Annotated in this window: 16 protein-coding genes and 1 pseudogene; 6 read left to right on the forward strand and 11 right to left on the reverse strand. The window is 71.5% G+C overall.

Annotation, left to right across the window (positions count from 1 at the left end; all coding sequences use genetic code 11):
- Positions 1 to 10: 10 nt before the first annotated feature.
- Positions 11 to 2,086, reverse strand: coding sequence for a transketolase (gene tkt / locus ACIBNA_RS10095; RefSeq protein ID WP_399164760.1), 2,076 nt, complete (start codon positions 2,084 to 2,086; stop codon positions 11 to 13).
- A 157-nt stretch (positions 2,087 to 2,243) separates the two neighbouring features.
- On the opposite strand from tkt, the gene ACIBNA_RS10100 reads away from it, so the two are divergent.
- Positions 2,244 to 3,131 carry a helix-turn-helix domain-containing protein gene (locus ACIBNA_RS10100; RefSeq protein WP_399164761.1) on the forward strand — a complete coding sequence of 296 codons (888 nt, stop codon included), beginning with the start codon at positions 2,244 to 2,246 and terminating at the stop codon, positions 3,129 to 3,131.
- Positions 3,132 to 3,195: 64 nt separating this feature from the next.
- On the opposite strand, the gene ACIBNA_RS10105 is transcribed toward ACIBNA_RS10100, so the two are convergent.
- From ACIBNA_RS10105 to ACIBNA_RS10115, 3 genes and pseudogenes are all read right to left on the reverse strand, one after another.
- Positions 3,196 to 4,590 carry a glycoside hydrolase family 16 protein gene (locus ACIBNA_RS10105; RefSeq protein ID WP_399164762.1) on the reverse strand — a complete coding sequence of 465 codons (1,395 nt, stop codon included), beginning with the start codon at positions 4,588 to 4,590 and terminating at the stop codon, positions 3,196 to 3,198.
- A gap of 230 nt (positions 4,591 to 4,820) precedes the next feature.
- Positions 4,821 to 5,753: pseudogene (locus ACIBNA_RS10110) on the reverse strand (glycoside hydrolase family 16 protein); the annotation flags it as partial.
- 101 nt (positions 5,754 to 5,854) lie between these two features.
- The gene (locus ACIBNA_RS10115; RefSeq protein WP_399164763.1) at positions 5,855 to 6,088 is read right to left on the reverse strand and encodes a hypothetical protein; all 234 of its coding nucleotides are present in this window, start codon (positions 6,086 to 6,088) and stop codon (positions 5,855 to 5,857) included.
- 155 nt (positions 6,089 to 6,243) lie between these two features.
- On the opposite strand from ACIBNA_RS10115, the gene ACIBNA_RS10120 reads away from it, so the two are divergent.
- Entirely contained in the window at positions 6,244 to 6,699 is a 456-nt protein-coding gene (locus ACIBNA_RS10120; RefSeq protein ID WP_399164764.1) for a VOC family protein, read from the forward strand.
- Between the two features lie 58 nt (positions 6,700 to 6,757).
- On the opposite strand, the gene ACIBNA_RS10125 is transcribed toward ACIBNA_RS10120, so the two are convergent.
- From ACIBNA_RS10125 to ACIBNA_RS10140, 4 genes are all read right to left on the reverse strand, one after another.
- Entirely contained in the window at positions 6,758 to 7,549 is a 792-nt protein-coding gene (locus ACIBNA_RS10125) for an IclR family transcriptional regulator (protein WP_399164765.1), read from the reverse strand.
- Positions 7,546 to 8,874 (reverse strand): alpha/beta hydrolase family protein, encoded by a 1,329-nt coding sequence (locus ACIBNA_RS10130; RefSeq protein WP_399165023.1) that lies wholly within the window; start codon positions 8,872 to 8,874, stop codon positions 7,546 to 7,548. Before ACIBNA_RS10130 ends, ACIBNA_RS10125 begins: the two co-directional genes overlap by 4 nt.
- Positions 8,875 to 8,909: 35 nt before the next feature.
- Positions 8,910 to 10,259 carry an MFS transporter gene (locus tag ACIBNA_RS10135; RefSeq protein ID WP_399164766.1) on the reverse strand — a complete coding sequence of 450 codons (1,350 nt, stop codon included), beginning with the start codon at positions 10,257 to 10,259 and terminating at the stop codon, positions 8,910 to 8,912.
- Positions 10,260 to 10,338: 79 nt separating this feature from the next.
- Positions 10,339 to 10,764, reverse strand: a complete 426-nt coding sequence (locus tag ACIBNA_RS10140) for a MarR family winged helix-turn-helix transcriptional regulator (RefSeq protein ID WP_399164767.1) — start codon at positions 10,762 to 10,764, stop codon at positions 10,339 to 10,341.
- A gap of 226 nt (positions 10,765 to 10,990) precedes the next feature.
- On the opposite strand from ACIBNA_RS10140, the gene ACIBNA_RS10145 reads away from it, so the two are divergent.
- From ACIBNA_RS10145 to ACIBNA_RS10160, 4 genes are read left to right on the forward strand one after another with little or no spacing between them, the layout of a single operon-like run.
- Positions 10,991 to 11,908, forward strand: a complete 918-nt coding sequence (locus ACIBNA_RS10145) for an SDR family NAD(P)-dependent oxidoreductase (RefSeq protein ID WP_399164768.1) — start codon at positions 10,991 to 10,993, stop codon at positions 11,906 to 11,908.
- Positions 11,908 to 12,783 carry an amidohydrolase family protein gene (locus ACIBNA_RS10150; protein ID WP_399164769.1) on the forward strand — a complete coding sequence of 292 codons (876 nt, stop codon included), beginning with the start codon at positions 11,908 to 11,910 and terminating at the stop codon, positions 12,781 to 12,783. The genes ACIBNA_RS10145 and ACIBNA_RS10150 overlap by 1 nt, the downstream gene beginning before the upstream one ends.
- Before the next feature lie 10 nt (positions 12,784 to 12,793).
- Entirely contained in the window at positions 12,794 to 14,302 is a 1,509-nt protein-coding gene (locus tag ACIBNA_RS10155) for a long-chain fatty acid--CoA ligase (RefSeq protein WP_399164770.1), read from the forward strand.
- 11 nt (positions 14,303 to 14,313) lie between these two features.
- The gene (locus ACIBNA_RS10160) at positions 14,314 to 14,769 is read left to right on the forward strand and encodes a MaoC family dehydratase (protein ID WP_399164771.1); all 456 of its coding nucleotides are present in this window, start codon (positions 14,314 to 14,316) and stop codon (positions 14,767 to 14,769) included.
- On the opposite strand, the gene ACIBNA_RS10165 is transcribed toward ACIBNA_RS10160, so the two are convergent.
- The 3 genes from ACIBNA_RS10165 to ACIBNA_RS10175 are packed head-to-tail and all read right to left on the reverse strand — an operon-like array spanning position 14,760 to position 18,138.
- On the reverse strand, positions 14,760 to 15,587 hold the full coding sequence (locus ACIBNA_RS10165) for a PaaX family transcriptional regulator C-terminal domain-containing protein (protein WP_399164772.1): 828 nt from the start codon (positions 15,585 to 15,587) through the stop codon (positions 14,760 to 14,762). The two genes, ACIBNA_RS10160 and ACIBNA_RS10165, sit on opposite strands and share 10 nt — an antisense overlap.
- A 24-nt stretch (positions 15,588 to 15,611) precedes the next feature.
- Positions 15,612 to 16,460, reverse strand: coding sequence for a hypothetical protein (locus tag ACIBNA_RS10170; RefSeq protein ID WP_399164773.1), 849 nt, complete (start codon positions 16,458 to 16,460; stop codon positions 15,612 to 15,614).
- Between the two features lie 4 nt (positions 16,461 to 16,464).
- Positions 16,465 to 18,138, reverse strand: a complete 1,674-nt coding sequence (locus tag ACIBNA_RS10175) for a PHP domain-containing protein (protein WP_399164774.1) — start codon at positions 18,136 to 18,138, stop codon at positions 16,465 to 16,467.
- Between the last annotated feature and the right edge of the window lie 4 nt (positions 18,139 to 18,142).

The following is an 18,142-nucleotide window of genomic DNA, read 5'->3' on the forward strand; positions in this document are numbered from 1 at the left end:
GGCGGTCGGATCAGCCACGGGCGGCGGCGAGGGATTCCCGCGCCGCGGCCACCACGTTCTCGGGGGTGAAGCCGTACTCGGCGAACAGGGTCTTGGCGTCGGCGGAGGCGCCGAAGTGCTCCAGGGAGACGATGCGTCCCGCGTCCCCCACGAACCGGTGCCAGGTCAGGCCGATACCGGCCTCGACCGCCACCCGGGCCTTCACGGACGGCGGCAGGACACTGTCCCGGTACGCGCGGGGCTGCTCCTCGAACCACTCCACGGACGGCATGGACACCACCCGCGTGGGCACGCCCGCCGCCTGGAGCTGCTCACGCGCCTCGACGGCGACGTGCACCTCGGAACCGGTGGCGATCAGGATCATCCGCGGCTCGCCGCCTTCCGCCTCGGCCAGCACATAACCGCCGCGTGCCACGTCCGGGTTCGGCTCGTACGTGGGCACGCCCTGGCGGGTGAGCGCGAGACCGTGCGGGGCCGGGTCGGTGGTGTGCCGCCTGAGGATCTCGGCCCAGGCGACCGCGGTCTCGCCCGCGTCGGCCGGGCGTACGACGTTCAGGCCCGGGATGGCCCGCAGCGACGCCAGGTGCTCGACCGGCTGGTGGGTCGGGCCGTCCTCGCCCAGGCCGATGGAGTCGTGCGTCCACACATACGTCACGGGCAGCTGCATCAGGGCCGACATCCGCACGGCGTTGCGCATGTAGTCGGAGAACACAAGGAAGGTGCCGCCGTAGATGCGCGTGTTGCCGTGCAGCGCGATGCCGTTCATCTCCGCGGCCATGGAGAACTCGCGGATGCCGAAGTGGATCGTCCGGCCGTACGGGTCGGCCTCCGGCAGCGGGTTGCCCCGCGGCAGGAAGGACGACGTCTTGTCGATCGTGGTGTTGTTCGAACCGGCCAGGTCGGCTGAGCCGCCCCACAGCTCGGGGACGACGGCGCCGAGGGCCTGGAGCACCTTGCCGGACGCGGCACGGGTGGCGACCGCCTTGCCCGGCTCGAACACCGGCAGGGCGTCCTCCCAGCCCGCGGGCAGCTCGCCCTTGCTGACCCGGTCGAACGTCGCGGCGCGCTCCGGGTTCTCGCCGCGCCAGGCGGCGATCCGCTTGTCCCAGGCGGCGTGCGCCTCGGCGCCCCGGTCCAGGGCCCTGCGAGTGTGCGCCAGCACCTCGTCGGCGACCTCGAAGGTCTCCTCCGGGTCGAAGCCGAGGAGGCGCTTGGTGGCGGCGACCTCTTCCTCCCCGAGCGCCGAGCCGTGGGAGGCCTCGGTGTTCCGCGCGTTCGGGGCGGGCCAGGCGATGATGGTGCGCATCGCGATGATCGAGGGGCGCCCGGTCTCGGCCTGAGCCTCCCTCAGCGCCGCGTACAGCGCGTGCACGTCGACGTCGCCGTCCTCCCGCGGCTCGATCCGCTGCACGTGCCAGCCGTAGGCCTCGTACCGCTTCAGCACGTCCTCGGAGAACGCGGTCGCGGTGTCGCCCTCGATGGAGATGTGGTTGTCGTCGTAGAGGAAGACCAGGTTGCCGAGCCTCTGGTGGCCGGCCAGCGAGGAGGCCTCGGCGGAGACGCCCTCCTGGAGGTCGCCGTCGGAGACGATGGCCCAGACGGTGTGGTCGAAGGGGGATTCGCCCTCGGGGGCGTCGGGGTCGAACAGACCGCGCTCGTAGCGGGCGGCCATGGCCATGCCGACCGCGTTCGCGACGCCCTGGCCGAGCGGGCCGGTGGTGGTCTCCACGCCCGCGGTGTGCCCGTACTCGGGGTGGCCGGGCGTCTTCGAGCCGTGCGTGCGGAACGCCTTCAGGTCGTCCAGCTCCACCTCGTAGCCCGCGAGGTACAGCTGCGTGTAGAGGGTCAGCGACGTGTGGCCGGGGGACAGGACGAAGCGGTCACGGCCGGTCCACTCCGGATCGGCCGGATCGTGCCGCATCACCTTCTGGAAGATCGTGTAGGCGGCCGGGGCCAGGCTCATCGCGGTGCCGGGATGGCCGTTTCCGACCCGCTGGACGGCATCGGCCGCCAGCAGACGGGCGGTGTCGACGGCACGCCGGTCGAGTTCGGTCCATTCGAAGCTGTCCGCTGTCTGCGTGCTCATCTTCAAGAAGTCCTCGATAGGAACGAAGTGGCTGGTCTGACGTGTTCAAAACTAAAAGTCTGACTTTTTCGGCGGAAGGTCGCGGTGTGCCAGCCTGTGGTGAAAGTGGGACACCCACAGGCAGCGCGGCACGCGAACGGGGCGGTACGAGGCGGACATGGCAGACAGAAGCATCCAAGGCGGCGACGGGATCAGAACGTTCCCCTTCCCGGTCGAGCTGAGCGTCGGCGGCGTCGGCATGCAGGTCGGCCCGATGGGCACCGGCCGCACCTGGCACGCCGACGCGCCCCTGGAGCGCGTGCACCGCATCGACTTCCACGTCGTGCTGCTGTTCGGCGAGGGCCCGGTCCGGCACATGGTCGACTTCACCGAGTACGAGGCCGCGGCCGGGGACCTGCTGTGGATCCGCCCGGGGCAGGTCCACCGCTTCTCCCGCACGAGCGAGTACCGCGGAACGGTGCTGACCATGCAGCCGGGCTTCCTGCCCCGCGCGACCGTGGAGGCCACCGGCCTGTACCGCTACGACCTGCCGCCGCTGCTGCGCCCCGACGCGGCCCAACTCGCCGGTCTGCGCAACGCGCTCGGCCAGCTGCGACGCGAGTACGAGGACACGGCCACGCTGCCGCTGAGCCTGCACACCGCCGTCCTGCGCCACTCGCTGACCGCGTTCCTGCTGCGGCTCGCCCATCTCGCCGCCAGTTCGGCGGAGTCGGTACGGCAGCCGTCCGACTCCACCTTCACCCTCTTCCGGGACGCCGTGGAGAAGGACTTCGCCACCAACCACAGCGTCAGCGCCTACGCCGACGCGCTCGGCTACTCCCGCCGCACCCTGGTCCGCGCGGTCCGCGCCGCGACCGGCGACACCCCCAAGGCCTTCATCGACAAGCGCGTGGTCCTGGAGGCCAAACGGCTCCTCGCCCACACCGACCTGCCGATCGGCCGGGTCGGCGCGGCGGTCGGCTTCCCCGACGCCGCGAACTTCTCCAAGTTCTTCCACCAGCACACGGACCTGACGCCGGCGGCGTTCCGGACGGAACTGCGCTGAGGCCTCGGAATCCGGGCAGCGAACAGGGGCCCCACGCGCGCGTGGAACCCCCTGCCGAGGATCGTCAGTGCCCGAAGGTGAACCAGTTGACGTTCACGAAGTCCGCCGGCTGTCCGCTGGTGAAGGTCAGATACACGTCGTGCGTGCCCGTCACGGAACTGATGTTCGCCGGGATCGTCCGCCACGACTGCCAGCCGCCGGTGTTGCCCACCGCGAAACTCCCGACGGGGGCGTTGCTCCGGCTGTCCAGCCGCACTTCGACCAGTCCGCTGACGCCGCCCGCCGCACCGCTCGCGACCCGGGCGCTGAACTGCCGGGCGGCCGTGGAGCCGAAGTTGACGCCCTTGAAGTGCAGCCAGTCGCCGTTCGCCAGCGAGCCGACGTTCTGGCCGCCGCCGGAGTCGGACGTCGTCTCGGTGCTCACGCCGGACTGGCCGTCGTAGGACTCGGCCTGGATGGTGGAGTAGGCGTCGCGGTTGCCGGTCGGGGGAGGCGTGGTGCCGCCGCCGGACGACAGCACCTGGACGTAGTCGACGACCATCGGGTGGCCTGCTTGCGTCCCGGCGTCCGGGCCGCCGCCGAACGCGTCCGGGAAGCCGCCGCCCATCGCGACGTTCAGGATGATGAAGAAGCCGTGGTCCGTGGCGTTGCGCCAGGTCGTCGCGTCGACCTGGTTGGCGCGCACCGTGTGGAAGTTGACGCCGTCGAGGTAGAAGCGGATCTCCTCGATACTCGTCGAGCGGTCCCACTCCATCCGGTAGGTGTGGAAGCCGGCCTGGCAAGTGGTGCCCTGGCAGGTGGTCGAACTGCCGATGCCGCTCGTCTCGTTGCAGGGGCCGCCCGGCGAGGTGCCGCAGTGCATCGTCGCGAACACCGTGTTCTGGCCCTGGGTGTTCTCCATGATGTCCAGCTCGCCGACGCCCGGCCAGTTCCAGTAGTTGCCGCGGTAGGGGGCGCCCAGCATCCAGAACGCCGGCCAGTAGCCCTTGGCCGCGGCCCCGGTGACGTTCGGCACCTGGATGCGCGACTCCACGCGGAGCTTGCCGCCGGCCGGGGGCTGGAAGTCGGTGCGGTTGGTCTCGATGCGGCCGGAGGTCCAGTTGCCGGCACCGTCACGCCGGGGGGTGATGCGCAGATTGCCGTTGCCGTCGAGGGAGACGTTGTCGGTGCTGTCCGTCATCGTCTCGATCTCGCCGGTGCCCCAGTTGGCGGGGCCGCCCGGGTAGCCCTTGCCGGTCGCGTACTGCCAGTTGGACGTGTTGACGCCGCTGCCCGCGGGGCCGTTGAAGTCGTCGAGGAAGACCTGGCTCCAGCCCGACGGGGGCGGCGGCGCGGAGGCGCTCGCGGACGGAGTCGCGGCGGTGGCGGCGACCGCGGCGAGGCCGAGTGTGCTGACGACGGCGACGAACGCCCGCCGCAAGGGGCGCCGTGCGCGGGGTCTGCCGGAGGTGTCACTCATGTGGGGATGCCTCTCGGATACGGATGCGGGATGGTGAGAGCGCTCTCAGAGTGTCGTCAATGTGCTCCACGTCACCCGCGTCGTCAAGAGGTGAAACCCGGAAAAGTGTGAGGCGGCTGGTGAGTGCACGTCCTGAAGGGGCTCTGCCGGCCGGGGTGTTGCGGGCATGACGGAGGGGCGGGCCGTGGGGTGCCCGCCCCTCGTGCGGTGGGTGGTCAGCTCGCCGTCTGCAGGACCCGGACGTAGTCGACCACCATCGGCCGGCCCGGCTGGGTCGCGGCGTCCGGCCCGCCGCCGAAGGCGTTCGGGAGGGCGCCGCCCATCGCGACGTTGAGGATGATGAAGAAGCCGTGGTCGGTCGCGTTCTTCCAGGTGGTCGCGTCGACCTGGCTCTCCTTGACGGTGTGGTAGGTCGTGCCGTCGACGGAGAAGCGGATCTCCTCCGCGGCGGCCGACCTGTCCCACTCCAGGGCGTACGTGTGGAAGCCCGCGTTGCACGCCGTGCCGGGGCAGGTGGTGGTGCCGCCGATGCCGCTGTTCTCGTTGCAGGGGCCGCCCGGCGAGGTGCCGCAGTGCATGGTGCCGAACACCGTGTTCTGGCCCTGGGTGTTCTCCATGATGTCCAGCTCGCCGACGCCCGGCCAGTTCTGGTAGTTGCCGCGGTAGGGCGCGCCGAGCATCCAGAAGGCCGGCCAATAGCCCTTGGCGGCAGCGCCGTTGACGTCCGGCGTCCGGATCCGGCCCTCGACGCGGAGTGTGCCGCCGGCCGGGGGCTGGAAGTCGGTGCGGTTGGTCTCGATGCGGCCGGAGGTCCAGTTGCCGGCGCCGTCGCGCCGCGGGGTGATGCGGAGGTTGCCGTTGCCGTCGAGGGAGACGTTGTCGGTGCTGTCCGTCATCGTCTCGATCTCGCCGGTGCCCCAGTTGGCGGGGCCGCCCGGGTAGCCGGTGCCGGTGGCGTACTGCCAGTTGTCCGTGTCGACCTTGGAGCCCGCCGGGCCTTCGAAGTCGTCCGCGAACACCTGGGTCCAGCCCGACGGGGGCGGCGGCGCGGAGGCGTTCGCGGGCAGGGTGACGGCCGTTGCGGCTGCCGCCAGACCCAGCGTGCCGAGGACGCCGGCGAGCAGCCGTCGACGGGGGATGCGTTTGCTGTGGTTTCCGCTCATGGGGCCTCTTCATCGAGGAGTGGGGGGAATGCGGACCTCCTCTGAGAGCGCTCTCAGAGGAGGGCTAGCGGTGCACAATGTGCTCCCTGTGACACCAGTCGTCAAGAGTTGGCGTCGTCCCGGGCCGACTGCGCCTTCGGGTCGGTGCCCCACTTCTTGACGTACCAGTGCAGCACGTCGTCGATGATGAGCAGCAGGACGATCCCCACCGCCAAGGTCCACTCGGGAAGCCCGGCCCAGGCAAGGACGAGACCCGTCAGCCCCGCGAGGACGAGCAGGAGAAGCAGCCGCAGCACGTGCTGCCACCCGGTGTGGCGCGCCAGCCATCTTGCCAACCGCTGCGGCTTTCCCGGCCGTTGAGGCTTTCCCGACCGCACCATCGCCGATTCCCCCGTCTCAGGTGTTGTGGGGCTTTGCGGGGTTCGACTTCCGGCGGGGCGCGACGGTTGTCCCAGGGGCCGTTGTCAGACCCTGCTGCGATGCTCACGGCATGGACGTCACCTTGCAGCTGACCATCGACTGCGCCGACCCGGCGAAACTCGTGACCTTCTGGACCGAGGCCCTCGGATACGTGCCCGAACCGGCCCCCGGCGGGCACCCCACCTGGCGGGCCTACTGGGCGGACATGGGGGTGCCCGCGGAGGAACTGACCGAGGGAGTGGGTGAGGTCCCCGAGTCGATCGTCGATCCGGAGGGACAGGGGCCCCGCATCTGGTTCCAGCGGGTGCCGGAGGGCAAGACCGTCAAGAACCGGGTGCATCTCGACCTCAAGGTCGGCGGCGGCAGAGGTGTTCCCCTGCCGGAGCGCACCCTGAGGATCAGGGCCAAGGTGGACCGGCTGACCTCGACCGGCGCGACGGTGGTGCGGGTCATGGACGAGCCGGACATGGACTACTACGGCGTCGTGCTGCGGGACCCGGAGGACAACGAGTTCTGCGTGGCCTGAGGGTCACGGACCGCTTCGCCCGGAAACCCGAGGCCGGGCGACTGCTGAAGCCGCCCCCTCAGGCCCGCTCCGGCTGCCACCCCAGGGCCCGTGAGATCCCGCGCGCCGCCACCCGTACCGCCGGAGCCAGCACCGGCACCTGGGCGTCGGCGTGCGGCACCACGATGGACACGGCGGCGGCCACCGAGCCGTCCGTCGAGCGCACCGGCGCGGCCACCGACAGGGCGTCCTCCGTTACCTGACGGTCGCTCACCGCGACGCCGGCCCGGCGCACTTCGGCGAGTGCCCGCCGCAGCCGCGCCGGGTCGGTGATCGTGTACGGCGTGAAGGACGCGAGTTCGCCCGCGCAGTACTCCTCCTGGAACTCCGGGTCCCCGTGGGCCAGCAGGGCGAGCCCGACCCCGGTGGCGTGCAGCGGCCAGCGCGCGCCGACGCGGATGTGCACGCCGACCGCCGAGCGCCCCGACAGCCATTCGATGTAGACGACGTCCGAGCCGTCCCGCACCGCCAGCTGCACGTTCTCGTGCGTCGCCTCGTACAGGTCCTCCAGGTACGGCAGCGCGATCTGCCGCAGGGCGAGGCCGCGCGGCGCCAGTGCGGCGATCTCCCACAGCCGGAGCCCGACGTGGTAGACGCCGGACTCGTCCCGTTCCAGGGCACCCCACTCGGTGAGCGCGCCCACCAGCCGGTGCGCGGTGGTCAGGCTCAGCCCGGCCCGCCGGCTGATGTCGGTCAGGCACAGGGCCGGGTGCTCGTGGTCGAAGGCCGCGAGGACGGACAGCAGCCGGTCGGTCGCCGTGGGCGCGCCCCCTGTGCCGGAGGAGCCGAGAACTCGGGGCAGAGCGGTCATGGCCGGGTGTCTCCCGGGTGGGCGAGGTCGTAGGGGCGGGGGTAGGAGCTCGGCCGGTACGGGACGTAACGGGGCTCGGCTGTCGGATCCTCCGCCCTGGACCGGGAGTTGAGGGCGCCGGGCGAGGTGTCCCAGCGGCCGGTGTCGAGGCGGTGTTCCAGGGTGTGCAGGGCGGCCAGGGTCTCGCCGGGGGTGAACGTGCAGTGGCCGGGGGCGTCGACGTAGGCCTGGCGGAACAGCGGCCCTGAGTCGGCCGCGGTGGCCGCCCGCCGGTAGGCGCTCTCCGCCTGCACCGGTATCAGCGCGTCACCGGTCGTGTGGATGTTCAGCTGGGGGTCGGCGAGCCGGCCGGAGAGCACGCTGGTGTTCCGCATCCACCGCACGGCCGGCGGATCGGCGAAGACTCGGGGTGCCCGGCCCAGGGCCGAGAGGTCGGTACGCAAGGACAGTCCCGCCTCCTTGTAGAGCTCGCTCACCTCTTTGTACAGCGGGGAGCGGGCGAGCATGGCGGTGTAGTCGACACCGGTGTTCCACGACGGGTTGCCGCCCGCCCGGCTCTCGGCCTCCTGCCGCCAGCTGAACGCGGGCATCTGGATCAGGCCCCGCACGGCGGTGTACTGGTTGGCCTGCTGCGTCTGCCAGTCGGTGGGGCCCGGCTCGGTCTGCGAGGCGTCGTTGTAGCCGGGGATGTCGTGCAGGGCGGCGGCCAGGGCGATCCGCGCCCGGCCCTCGGGGGTCCGCTGCGCGGCGTCGACCTTCGTGGTGAGCGCCTTCCCGGCGGCGACCGCTTCCGCCTGGCCGTCGAAGCCGGTGAGCCGGATCTCGGAGTCCGGCGCGAGGAGCGTGCGCAGCGCGAACACCGGGTCCAGGGTGCTGTTCCAGTTGGCGACGCCGCCCTGCACCAGCCCGCACATCGACAGCGAACCGTCGAACCGGCCGGCGTGCCGTTCGGCGAGCATCGTGGTGACGAAGCCGCCGTACGAGGTGCCCCAGGCGAGCGTCCGCCGCGCCGCCCCGAACTTCTCGGTGAACAGGTCCAGCGTGGCGAGCTGGTCGGGCACCGCCTCGGTGACGGCCCAGCCGTTCGTCGCGTACGAGGAGCCGATCAGGGCGTAGCCCTCGGCCAGCAGCTTGTCCCGGGCGGCCGCACCCGGGGTGTTCTGGGCCGGGTTGGGGGCTCCGGCCGGGGTGTAGCCGTGGCTGTACAGCAGCACCGTGCCGTTCCAGGACGCGGGGACGTCCATCACGTACGCGGCGCCGGAAGGGAGCCGGCCCTCCAGGTGCGTGTCCGTGGCGGCGGCCTGCGCCGGCAGTGCGGTCGCCATGGACAGGCAGGCGGTCAGTAAAGCGAGGCGGATCCTCAACGCGGGGTCCCTTCCAGGGTGGGGGTGGTGGCGGCGGGGGAGTCCAGGGCGTCGGTGTGCGTCTCGCGCAGCCGCCACACGGTGACGGCGGTGATCGCCGCGCCCGCGCACAGCAGCAGCGAGACGGGCGTGCTCCCGCCCCCGTACGAGGCGAGGAGGCTGCCGGCTATCAGCGGAGAGAACCCGGCGCCGACCAGGGTGGCCGCCTGGTAGCCGAGCGAGGCGCCGGTGTAGCGGACGCGGGTGCCGAACATCTCGGTGAGCAGGGCGCCGAGCGGCCCGTACATCGTGGACTGGGCGACACCGTGACCGAGGGCGAGGGCGAGGATCAGCAGTCCGGGCGAGCCGGAGTCGACCAGCGCCAGGACGGGGAAGGCGAGCGCGGCGGAGGCGACCGCTCCGGCGAGCACGACGGGCCGGCGGCCGACCCGGTCCGACAGCGCGGACGCGGCGGGCAGCACGGCGAGGGCCACGCAGGAGGCGAGGGTCACCGCGGTCAGCACCTGCGGGCGGGTGTACCCCTGGTCGACGGCGTAGGAGATCATGAAGCTGGTCAGCAGCGACTGCGTGGTGAACGCGCCGATGCCGACGCAGGCGGCCAGCAGGACGGGCTTCGGGCGGCGCAGCACCTCCACGATCGGCGGCTTGTCCACCGGGCCCCGCTTGACCTGGGCGAACAGCGGGCTCTCGGCGACCTTCAGGCGCACGAACAGCCCGACGGCCAGCAGCACGATGCTCAGCAGGAACGGCACCCGCCAGCCCCAGGAGCGGAACTCGTCGTCGGGCAGGCCGGCGACGATGGTGACCACACCGGCTGACAGCACGGAACCGAGCGGGGCGCCGAGCTGGGTGAAGCTGGACCACAGGCCGCGCCGGGAACCCTGCGTGTGCTCGGCGTGCTCGACGACCATCAGCATGGCGCCGCCCCACTCGCCGCCGATCGCGATGCCCTGCACCACACGCAGGGCGACCAGCAGGACCGGTGCCCAGATGCCGATCGCGTCGTACGTCGGCAGCAGGCCGATGAGGAAGCTGCCGCAGCCCATCAGGACCATGGTCAGCAGCATCATCGACTTGCGGCCGATCCGGTCGCCGAAGTGGCCGAAGACGATGCCGCCGAGCGGACGGGCGAGATAGCCCGCGGCGAAGGTGCCGAACGCCGCGATGGTGCCGACCGCCGGGTCGGCCTGAGGGAAGAACAGCTCGCCGAAGACGAGCGCGGCGACCGTGCCGTAGACGAGGAAGTCGTAGAACTCGACGGCCGTACCGAGCAGGCCGGAGACGGCCACGCGGCGCAACTGCCGGGAATCGGGGGCGGGGTGAGCGGCGGAGGGGGATGGCTGCACGGGAGCTCCCTGGGGACGGGTCTCGGTTAGCCGGTGAAGTTATGCATACGCCGTGCAGCCGTCAATCATTTGCACAACATCAGTTCAGTCCGTCCTCGGCGATCCGCAGCAGCAGCGCGTGCAGCGCCTCGCGCTCGGCGGGGTCCAGCGGGCCCAGGAGTTCGTTCGTCACCCGTTGGCCGGCCTCGTCGATGTCGCGCAGGAACGCGCGGCCGCTCTCGGTCAGCACGACGATCCGGCTGCGGCGGTCGTCGGGGGAGGGGCGGCGCTCGGCGAAGCCCTGCTTCTCCAGGTCGTCGACGAGGCCGACGATCGCGCTCGGGTCGTAGCCGAGCCGGGTGCTCAGCTCGCGCTGGAGGACGCCCTCGGAGGTGGCGAGGAAGCGCAGCACCGCGTAGTGGCGCAGGCGCAGGCCCGACTCCTGGAGGCAGGCGTTGAACAGCTGCCCCGAGCGCAGGCCCAGGCGGTACAGCAGGTAGCCCGTGTCGGCGTGCAGAGCGCGCATCCACGGCTCGTGCGCGTCGATGGGGGCCGGGTTCGTGACGTGCTGGCGGCTGATGGCGGGCTCCCTGGTCGTGCGGCGGTCCGGCGGTGCTGGGCACAGTCTTGCGCACCCCGCGGTCAGCAACAACTATTGACGTCAACAATTATTGCTCTTAGCTTCGATCTCGAAGCCGCGCCGCATCCCGTGGATGCGCACCACCCGCATCACCATGTGAAGGGACCCGCCCGTGCCCAGCATCGATCTCACCGGCAAGGCCGCCGTCGTCACCGGAAGCGGCCGGGGCCTCGGCCTCGCCTACGCCCACGCCCTGGCCGCCCACGGCGCGTCCGTGGTCGTCAACGACGTCGACGAGGCGGTGGCCGAGGCGGCCGTGAAGTCCATCTTGGAGGCGGGCGGCAAGGCCGTGGCGGAGGTGGTCCCGGTCGGTACGACCGAGGCGGCGGACCGGCTGGTCGCCCGAGCGGTCGAGGAGTTCGGCCGGCTGGACGTCCTCGTCACCAACGCGGGCATCCTCCGCGACAAGGTGCTGTGGAAGATGACCGACGAGGACTTCGACGCGGTGATCACCACGCACCTCAAGGGCACCTTCACCTGTGCCCGCGCCGCCGCCGTCCGGATGCGCGAGCAGGGCGAGGGCGGCTCGCTGATCCTGGTCGGCTCCCCGGCCGGACAGCGCGGCAACTTCGGCCAGACGAACTACGCCGCCGCCAAGGCCGGCATCGCGGCGATGACCCGCACCTGGTCCATGGAGCTGGGCCGCGCGAACATCACCGTCAACGCGATCGTGCCGGTCGCCGCGACCGCGATGACCGAGACGATCCCGGCCTTCGCCCCGTACATCGAGGCCATGCGCGGCGGCGAGCCGCTGCCGGACTTCCTGCGCAAGGGCGAGGGCTTCGGCACCCCCGAGGACTGTGCCGCCCTGGTCCCGTTCCTGGCCTCCGAGGCCGCGCGCGGCGTGACCGGTCAGTGCATCGGCATCGGCGGCGACAAGGTGGCACTCTGGTCGCATCCGCAGGAGATCAGGGCGGCGTACGCCGACGGCGGCTGGACACCCGGAGCCCTGGCGGACGCCTGGCTCACCTCGGTCGGTGCCGAGCTCCAGTCGGTCGGCATCCCGGCGCCGAAGTTCCCGGAGGCGTGATGGACCTGAACGACCTCGTCGCGATCGACGTCCACACCCACGCGGAGGTCTCCTCCAAGGGCCACTCCTCCCTGGACGACGACCTGCACGACGCCTCCTCGGCCTACTTCAAGGTCGAGGGCAAGCGGAAGCCGACCCTGGAGGAGACCGCCGCCTACTACCGCGAGCGGAAGATGGCCGCCGTGATCTTCACGGTCGACGCCGAGTCCGCCACCGGCACGGCGCCCGTCCCCAACGAGGAGGTCGCCGAGGCCGCCGCCGCCAACGCCGACGTCCTCATCCCCTTCGCCTCCATCGACCCCTTCCGCGGGAAGGCCGGCGTGAGGCAGGCCCGGCGCCTGGTCGAGGAGTACGGGGTGAAGGGCTTCAAGTTCCACCCCAGCATCCAGGGCTTCTTCCCCAACGACCGGTCGGTGGCGTACGACCTGTACGAGGTGATCGAGGAGACCGGCACGATCGCCCTGTTCCACACCGGCCAGACCGGCATCGGCGCCGGCGTGCCCGGCGGGGGCGGCATCCGCCTCAAGTACTCCAACCCGCTGCACGTGGACGACGTCGCCGCCGACTTCCCGCACCTGAAGATCATCCTGGCGCACCCGTCGTTCCCCTGGCAGGACGAGGCCCTGGCCGTCGCCACGCACAAGCCGGGCGTGCACATCGACCTGTCCGGCTGGTCGCCGAAGTACTTCCCGCCGCAGCTCGTGCAGTACGCGAACACGCTGCTGAAGGACAAGGTCCTCTTCGGCTCCGACTTCCCCGTCCTCACCCCCGACCGCTGGCTCGCCGACTTCGACAAGCTGACGATCAAGGAAGAGGTCCGGCCGAAGATCCTCAAGGAGAACGCCGCCCGCCTGCTCGGGCTGACGAAACCGTAAGGGGCGTGACATGCGCAACGAGGGACTGGGGTCGTGGCCCGCACGCCGGGCCCGCAAGACCCCGCACCGCACCGCCCTGATCCACGGCGACACCACCCGCACCTACGCCGGCCTGTACGACCGCACCACCCGCCTCGCCCACGCCCTGCGCGAGCGGGGCGTCCGCCGCGGCGACCGCGTCGCCTACCTCGGCCCGAACCACCCCTCCTACCTGGAGACGATGTTCGCGGCCGGCACGCTCGGCGCGGTCTTCGTCCCCCTCAACATCCGGCTGGCCGGCCCGGAGATCGCCTACCAGCTCGCCGACTCCGGCGCCAAGGCCCTCGTCTACGGCCCCTCGCACGCCGGTCTGGTCGCGGGACTGCCGGGCAGCACGGACGTCCGTACGTACGTCGAGGTGGGCGCCGAGTACGAGGAGGCGCTGGCCTCGGCCTCCCGGGAGCCCATCGACACGCCGGTCAGCCCGGACGACACCTGCATCATCATGTACACCTCGGGCACGACCGGCCGTCCCAAGGGCGCGATGCTCACCCACGGCAACCTCACCTGGAACGCGATCAACGTCCTCGTCGACCACGACCTGGTCGCCGACGAACGCGCCCTGGTCTCCGCCCCGCTGTTCCACACCGCAGGCCTGAACATGCTGACGCTGCCGGTCCTGCTGAAGGGCGGCACCTGCGTCCTGGTCGAGGCCTTCGACCCGGACGCCACCTTCGACCTGATCGAACGGCACCGGATCACCTTCATGTTCGGCGTGCCCACCATGTTCGACCAGGTGGCCCGGCACCCACGCTGGCCGGCGGCGGACCTGTCGTCGCTGCGCATCCTGACCTGCGGCGGCTCCCCGGTCCCCACTCCGCTGATCGCGGCGTACCAGAGGCGCGGCCTGACCTTCCTCCAGGGCTACGGCATGACCGAGGCCGCCCCCGGCACTCTGTTCCTGGACGCCGAACACGCCGTCGGCAAGGCGGGGTCGGCGGGCGTGCCGCACTTCTTCAGCGACGTACGCGTCGTACGGCCCGACCTCGCGCCGGTCGAGGTCGGCGAGGTGGGCGAGGTCGTGGTGCGCGGGCCGCACGTCATGCCCGGCTACTGGGGGCTGCCCGAGGAGACGGCCGCGTCCTTCGCGGACGGCTGGTTCCGCAGCGGCGACGCCGCCCAGGTCGACGAGGACGGCTACGTCCACATCGTCGACCGCATCAAGGACATGATCATCTCCGGCGGCGAGAATATCTACCCCGCCGAGATCGAGGACCAGATCCTCGCCCACCCGGACATCGTCGAGTGCGCCGTGATCGGCGTCCCGGACGACAAGTGGGGCGAGGTGCCCCGCGCGGTCGTCGTACCCCGCGAGGGCGCCGCACTCGACCCCGACGAGGTGCTGGCGTCGCTCGCCGGCCGCCTCGCCAAGTACAAGATCCCGAAGTCGGTCGTGGTGGCGGACGAGCTGCCCCGCACCGCCTCCGGGAAGCTCCTCAAATCCCGTGTGCGCAAGCGCTACGGCACCGACTCCCAGTGAAGGACGGCTCCATGAGCATCACCGTCAACGGCCTCGACGAACTGAAGAAGCTCGCGGGCAGCGACCTCGGCACCAGCGAGTGGATCGAGGTCACGCAGGAGCGGATCGACACCTTCGCCGACGCGACCGGGGACCACCAGTGGATCCACGTGGACCCCGAGAAGGCCAAGGAGGGCCCCTTCGGCGCCCCCATCGCGCACGGCTACCTCACGCTCTCCCTCTTCATCCCGCTGTTCACCGAGCTGCTGGACGTCCAGGGCGTGACGACGAAGGTCAACTACGGCCTCAACAAGGTGCGTTTCCCCTCCCCCGTGAAGGTCGGCTCCCGCATCCGGCTGGCGGCGAAGCTCGCCGAGGTCGAGGAGGTGCCGGGCGGTGTGCAGATCACGGTCGACGGCGCCATCGAGATCGAGGGCGGCACCAAGCCGGCCGCGGTGCTCCAGAGCCTGTCGCGGTTCTACGCCTGAGGCCGCGCGGGCACCAGGTCGAGCAGGCGTTCCGAGGCGTCACGCGCGAGAGGTGAGAGCCGCTCGTGCACGGCCCGGAACGTCTTCTCGGCCTGTTCCGCCGGCCAGTCGTCCGGCAGGTGCTTGACGGGCAGGCGCGGATCGCGCCGGACGATCCGCAGCCACTCGGTCGCCAGCCGCAGCCGCAGCACGAGAGCGTCGTCGGCGTCCGGCAGCCCCTCCTCCCACGACTGCCAGCGCCGTACGAACGCCTCGTAGCGGCCGGCCAGGTCGGACAGCTCCCAGGTCTCCTCGATCATCTGGCCGATGTCCATTCCGGCGTCGGCGTGCGCGCGGAAGACCTTCACATGGGCGGACAGGCCGAGCTCGGCGACCAGCGCCGACACGTCGACCTCGCCCGGCGCGATCCACAGGCCGTTGAACAGCGGACCGAAGCCGCTCCAGGTCAGCCGGGAGCGCAGGTCGTGGCGTTGGCGCTGCCAGGACTCGGGCAGGGAGAAGCCGAGCAGGGTCCAGGTGCCGTCCCAGTGCCGGTTGACGGCGCCGGTCTGCCAGATGCGCCGCTCGCCGTCGCGCAGCACGGCTTCCGAGCGCTCGGTCAGCCCGAAGTACATCCGGCGGCCCTCACGCTGGCGGCGCAGCAGGTCGCGGCCCACCATCCGGGTCAGCGTCGAGCGGGTGGCCTGCTCGCCGATCCCGGCGCGGGCGAACACGTCGATGACGCTGCCCGAGTACACGCACACGTCGCGCCCGAGTACCTGGTCGCCCAGGAACGTCAGCATGAGGGACTGGGGCCGCAGCGACTCTTCACCGGTCACGCGGCCCACCGTACCTCCGCTCGATCAGTCCGTGAGCTGCTGGTACGCGTGGACGGCCGTCGTCACGGCGCACACGCCCGGCGGGATCATCTGCGCCCGCAGGGTGCCGCTGTCCGGGTCGTAGTCGACGCCCTCCGTCTCGAAGGTGCCCGTGCACACGCTGCGCTGCGGCAGCGCGAACAGGCTCTGCACCGTGCCGGTGACCGGCTGCCCGTCCGGCTCGCGGGGCAGGTCGACCTGGAGCAGCGGCCGGACCTCCGGGAACAGGGTGCCCGAGGCGTCGTTCGAGGCGCACAGCAGGCGGGTGTCGGTGACGAAGTCGCAGCCCTGGATGTCGCGCACGGGCTTGTCCAGGGTGATCTGCCCGGCCTCCCTCAGCTTGCCACCTGTGGGCGGCGTGGAGGGGTTGAGCAGCGGCGCCGGGAAGACCTGGAGCCGGTTCTGCACACCCCACTCGCCCGACACCAGCCACTGGCCGTCGGGCGAGACGGTGGCGAAGGAGTTGTTCAGCTTCTCGCCCGGGTTCAGCGGGTGGACGTACTCGTAGCGCTTTCCGGCCGGGGTGGTGACCGCGAACATCTTGGAGGTGGCCGTGTCCGGGCCCTGGTAGGCGTCGAAGACATGGCCGCGCGCGATGTCCGGGTCGCCTATGTGGTTCCAGCCCTTGACCCGCAGGTCCAGCGGGATGGAGGCCAGCCCGCGGTACAGCAGGGAGCCGTCCGCGCGGCTGGCCAGGCCCTGCCCGCCGCCGAGGGTGTCGGTGTACGCCGTGCCGGTCTGCGCCCACTGCGGGGCACCGGCGGCCGAGGCCGTACCGGCGCCCAGCGTGCAGGCGCCCAATAACGCGGTGACGGCGAGCAGTTGACGTCTCATCAGGTCAGGCACCTTCCACGTCGACGAATACCGGGTTCGAATAGAACCACGTATCCGCCCACGGGTCACCGTCCCCGGGCGCGTGCGGAACGGGCCCGTGCGGGTCGACCGAGGCGCCGAGGTAGCCGGTGCCGTTCCGGTTGCCGTCGCTGCCGCGCAGCCGGACGTAGAAGGACTCCTCGCCCGCGGTCAGCGGGATGCGCAGGGTGTAGGTGCCCGTGCGGCCGGAGACGTCCTGCGAGCGGACGACGCGCGTGTCGGGGGCCTTCCAGGTGTCGCGGTCGGCGACCGGGCCGCGCACCGCGCCGCGGATGACGTCCACGTGTGCCAGCTCGGGCAGGATGCCCTGCGGGTTGGGCCGCGAGGCGGTCGTCACGGTGACGTCCAGGGTGAGCCTCTCGCCCTTGCGGACCCGCAGCCGGCCGCCGAGCGTCACGCCCCGGCCCCGGTCGCGGTCCCGCTTCAGCCGGACGTCGAGCCCGTCGAGCAGATGCCCGTGGTCGAGCCAGACCCGGCCCGCGCGCAGGCCCGCCATGACCGCGCGGTAGCCGTACCGAGTCACGCCCACATGAGTACGGCTGAACTGGCCGGGCCAGAAGTCGCTGCCCGGCTGCGGGGTGTCCGTGTTCACCGGGTCGGGCAGCTTCCCGGTGCTGTCGAAGGTCTGGCCTGGCTGCCAGTCGCCGTTCTTCCAGGTGTCGAAGACGATCCGGTGGGCGTCGGAGTTGGTGGTGATCGTGAGCAGCCGCCCCTCGGCGAGCATCGAGTCCCACAGACCGCCGACGGTGGCGGTCGCCCAGTCGAATCCGCCGTAGGTCAGGTAGGCGTCCGCCGGGTAGCCCGGCCAGGACTGCGCGGACGGCTTGTTCTCGTACTCGCCGCGGATCGACGCGGCGCCCCGCCAACCGGGGATGGCGGCGCCCTGGGCGCCCGGCGCGCCCTCCATGCCGATCATGATCCCGGGCGCCGCGTCCCGCCAGTTGCGCATCTCGTGCGGGGAGTCGATGCCCAGGCGCATCGGGTGGTTGGCGAGGACCAGCACGTCGTCGACGTATCCCGAACTTCGCTGCTCGGCCAGCCACTTGAGGGCCTTGACGGCATGTGCCTCGTTGCGGGCGGTGTCCGCGTCGGCGGGGCCTCCCTTGTCGTAACCGAGGAGCTTGCCGTCGTAGGCGCGCTCGAACCGGGTCAGCAGGTCGACCTCGTGCGGGCCGGGCGCGGTGAACACCGTGCAGTGCTCGGCCGCCGGGATGTACCACTCCAGGCCCTGGAAGATCAGCTGACGCGGGTTCTCGGCACGCGCCTTCAGGATCTCCCGGTGCTCCAGCGCGGCCCCGAAGTCGGCGTGCCCGAAGTTGGAGTGCTCGGTGAACACCATCCAGTCCAGGCCGTACTTCGCGCCCGCGGCGGCCAGTTGGGAGAACGTGTACTTGGCGTCGTGGCTGTAGACGGTGTGGATGTGGTGGTCGCCGACGAGGTAGGCGAGGCGGGGGTCCTCGCCGCCCAGCCGGCTGCTGTCGCGGTCGGCGGCCAGGGCCGGGGCCGCCGGGCCCAGGGCGAACGCGGCGCCGAACAGACCCGCGCGGCGCAGGAGCCCGCGGCGGGAGACGCCCTGGGGATCGAGGGCGGCGGGGGAGACGGACGGGTCGGCCCAGGCGGGCAGCTGCTGCTCGGTCATGAAG

This window comes from Streptomyces sp. NPDC050164 (assembly GCF_044459945.1).
In the GTDB taxonomy this organism is placed as follows: Bacteria; Actinomycetota; Actinomycetes; order Streptomycetales; family Streptomycetaceae; genus Streptomyces; species Streptomyces coeruleorubidus_A.

Coding starts and splice junctions, on each gene's coding strand:
- tkt (WP_399164760.1), bottom strand. CDS start 2,086: ATGAGCACGCAGACAGCGGACAGCTTCGAATGGACCGAACTCGACCGG.
- ACIBNA_RS10100 (WP_399164761.1), top strand. CDS start 2,244: ATGGCAGACAGAAGCATCCAAGGCGGCGACGGGATCAGAACGTTCCCC.
- ACIBNA_RS10105 (WP_399164762.1), bottom strand. CDS start 4,590: ATGAGTGACACCTCCGGCAGACCCCGCGCACGGCGCCCCTTGCGGCGG.
- ACIBNA_RS10120 (WP_399164764.1), top strand. CDS start 6,244: ATGGACGTCACCTTGCAGCTGACCATCGACTGCGCCGACCCGGCGAAA.
- ACIBNA_RS10125 (WP_399164765.1), bottom strand. CDS start 7,549: ATGACCGCTCTGCCCCGAGTTCTCGGCTCCTCCGGCACAGGGGGCGCG.
- ACIBNA_RS10130 (WP_399165023.1), bottom strand. CDS start 8,874: ATGGCGACCGCACTGCCGGCGCAGGCCGCCGCCACGGACACGCACCTG.
- ACIBNA_RS10140 (WP_399164767.1), bottom strand. CDS start 10,764: ATGCGCGCTCTGCACGCCGACACGGGCTACCTGCTGTACCGCCTGGGC.
- ACIBNA_RS10150 (WP_399164769.1), top strand. CDS start 11,908: ATGGACCTGAACGACCTCGTCGCGATCGACGTCCACACCCACGCGGAG.
- ACIBNA_RS10155 (WP_399164770.1), top strand. CDS start 12,794: ATGCGCAACGAGGGACTGGGGTCGTGGCCCGCACGCCGGGCCCGCAAG.
- ACIBNA_RS10160 (WP_399164771.1), top strand. CDS start 14,314: ATGAGCATCACCGTCAACGGCCTCGACGAACTGAAGAAGCTCGCGGGC.
- ACIBNA_RS10170 (WP_399164773.1), bottom strand. CDS start 16,460: ATGAGACGTCAACTGCTCGCCGTCACCGCGTTATTGGGCGCCTGCACG.
- ACIBNA_RS10175 (WP_399164774.1), bottom strand. CDS start 18,138: ATGACCGAGCAGCAGCTGCCCGCCTGGGCCGACCCGTCCGTCTCCCCC.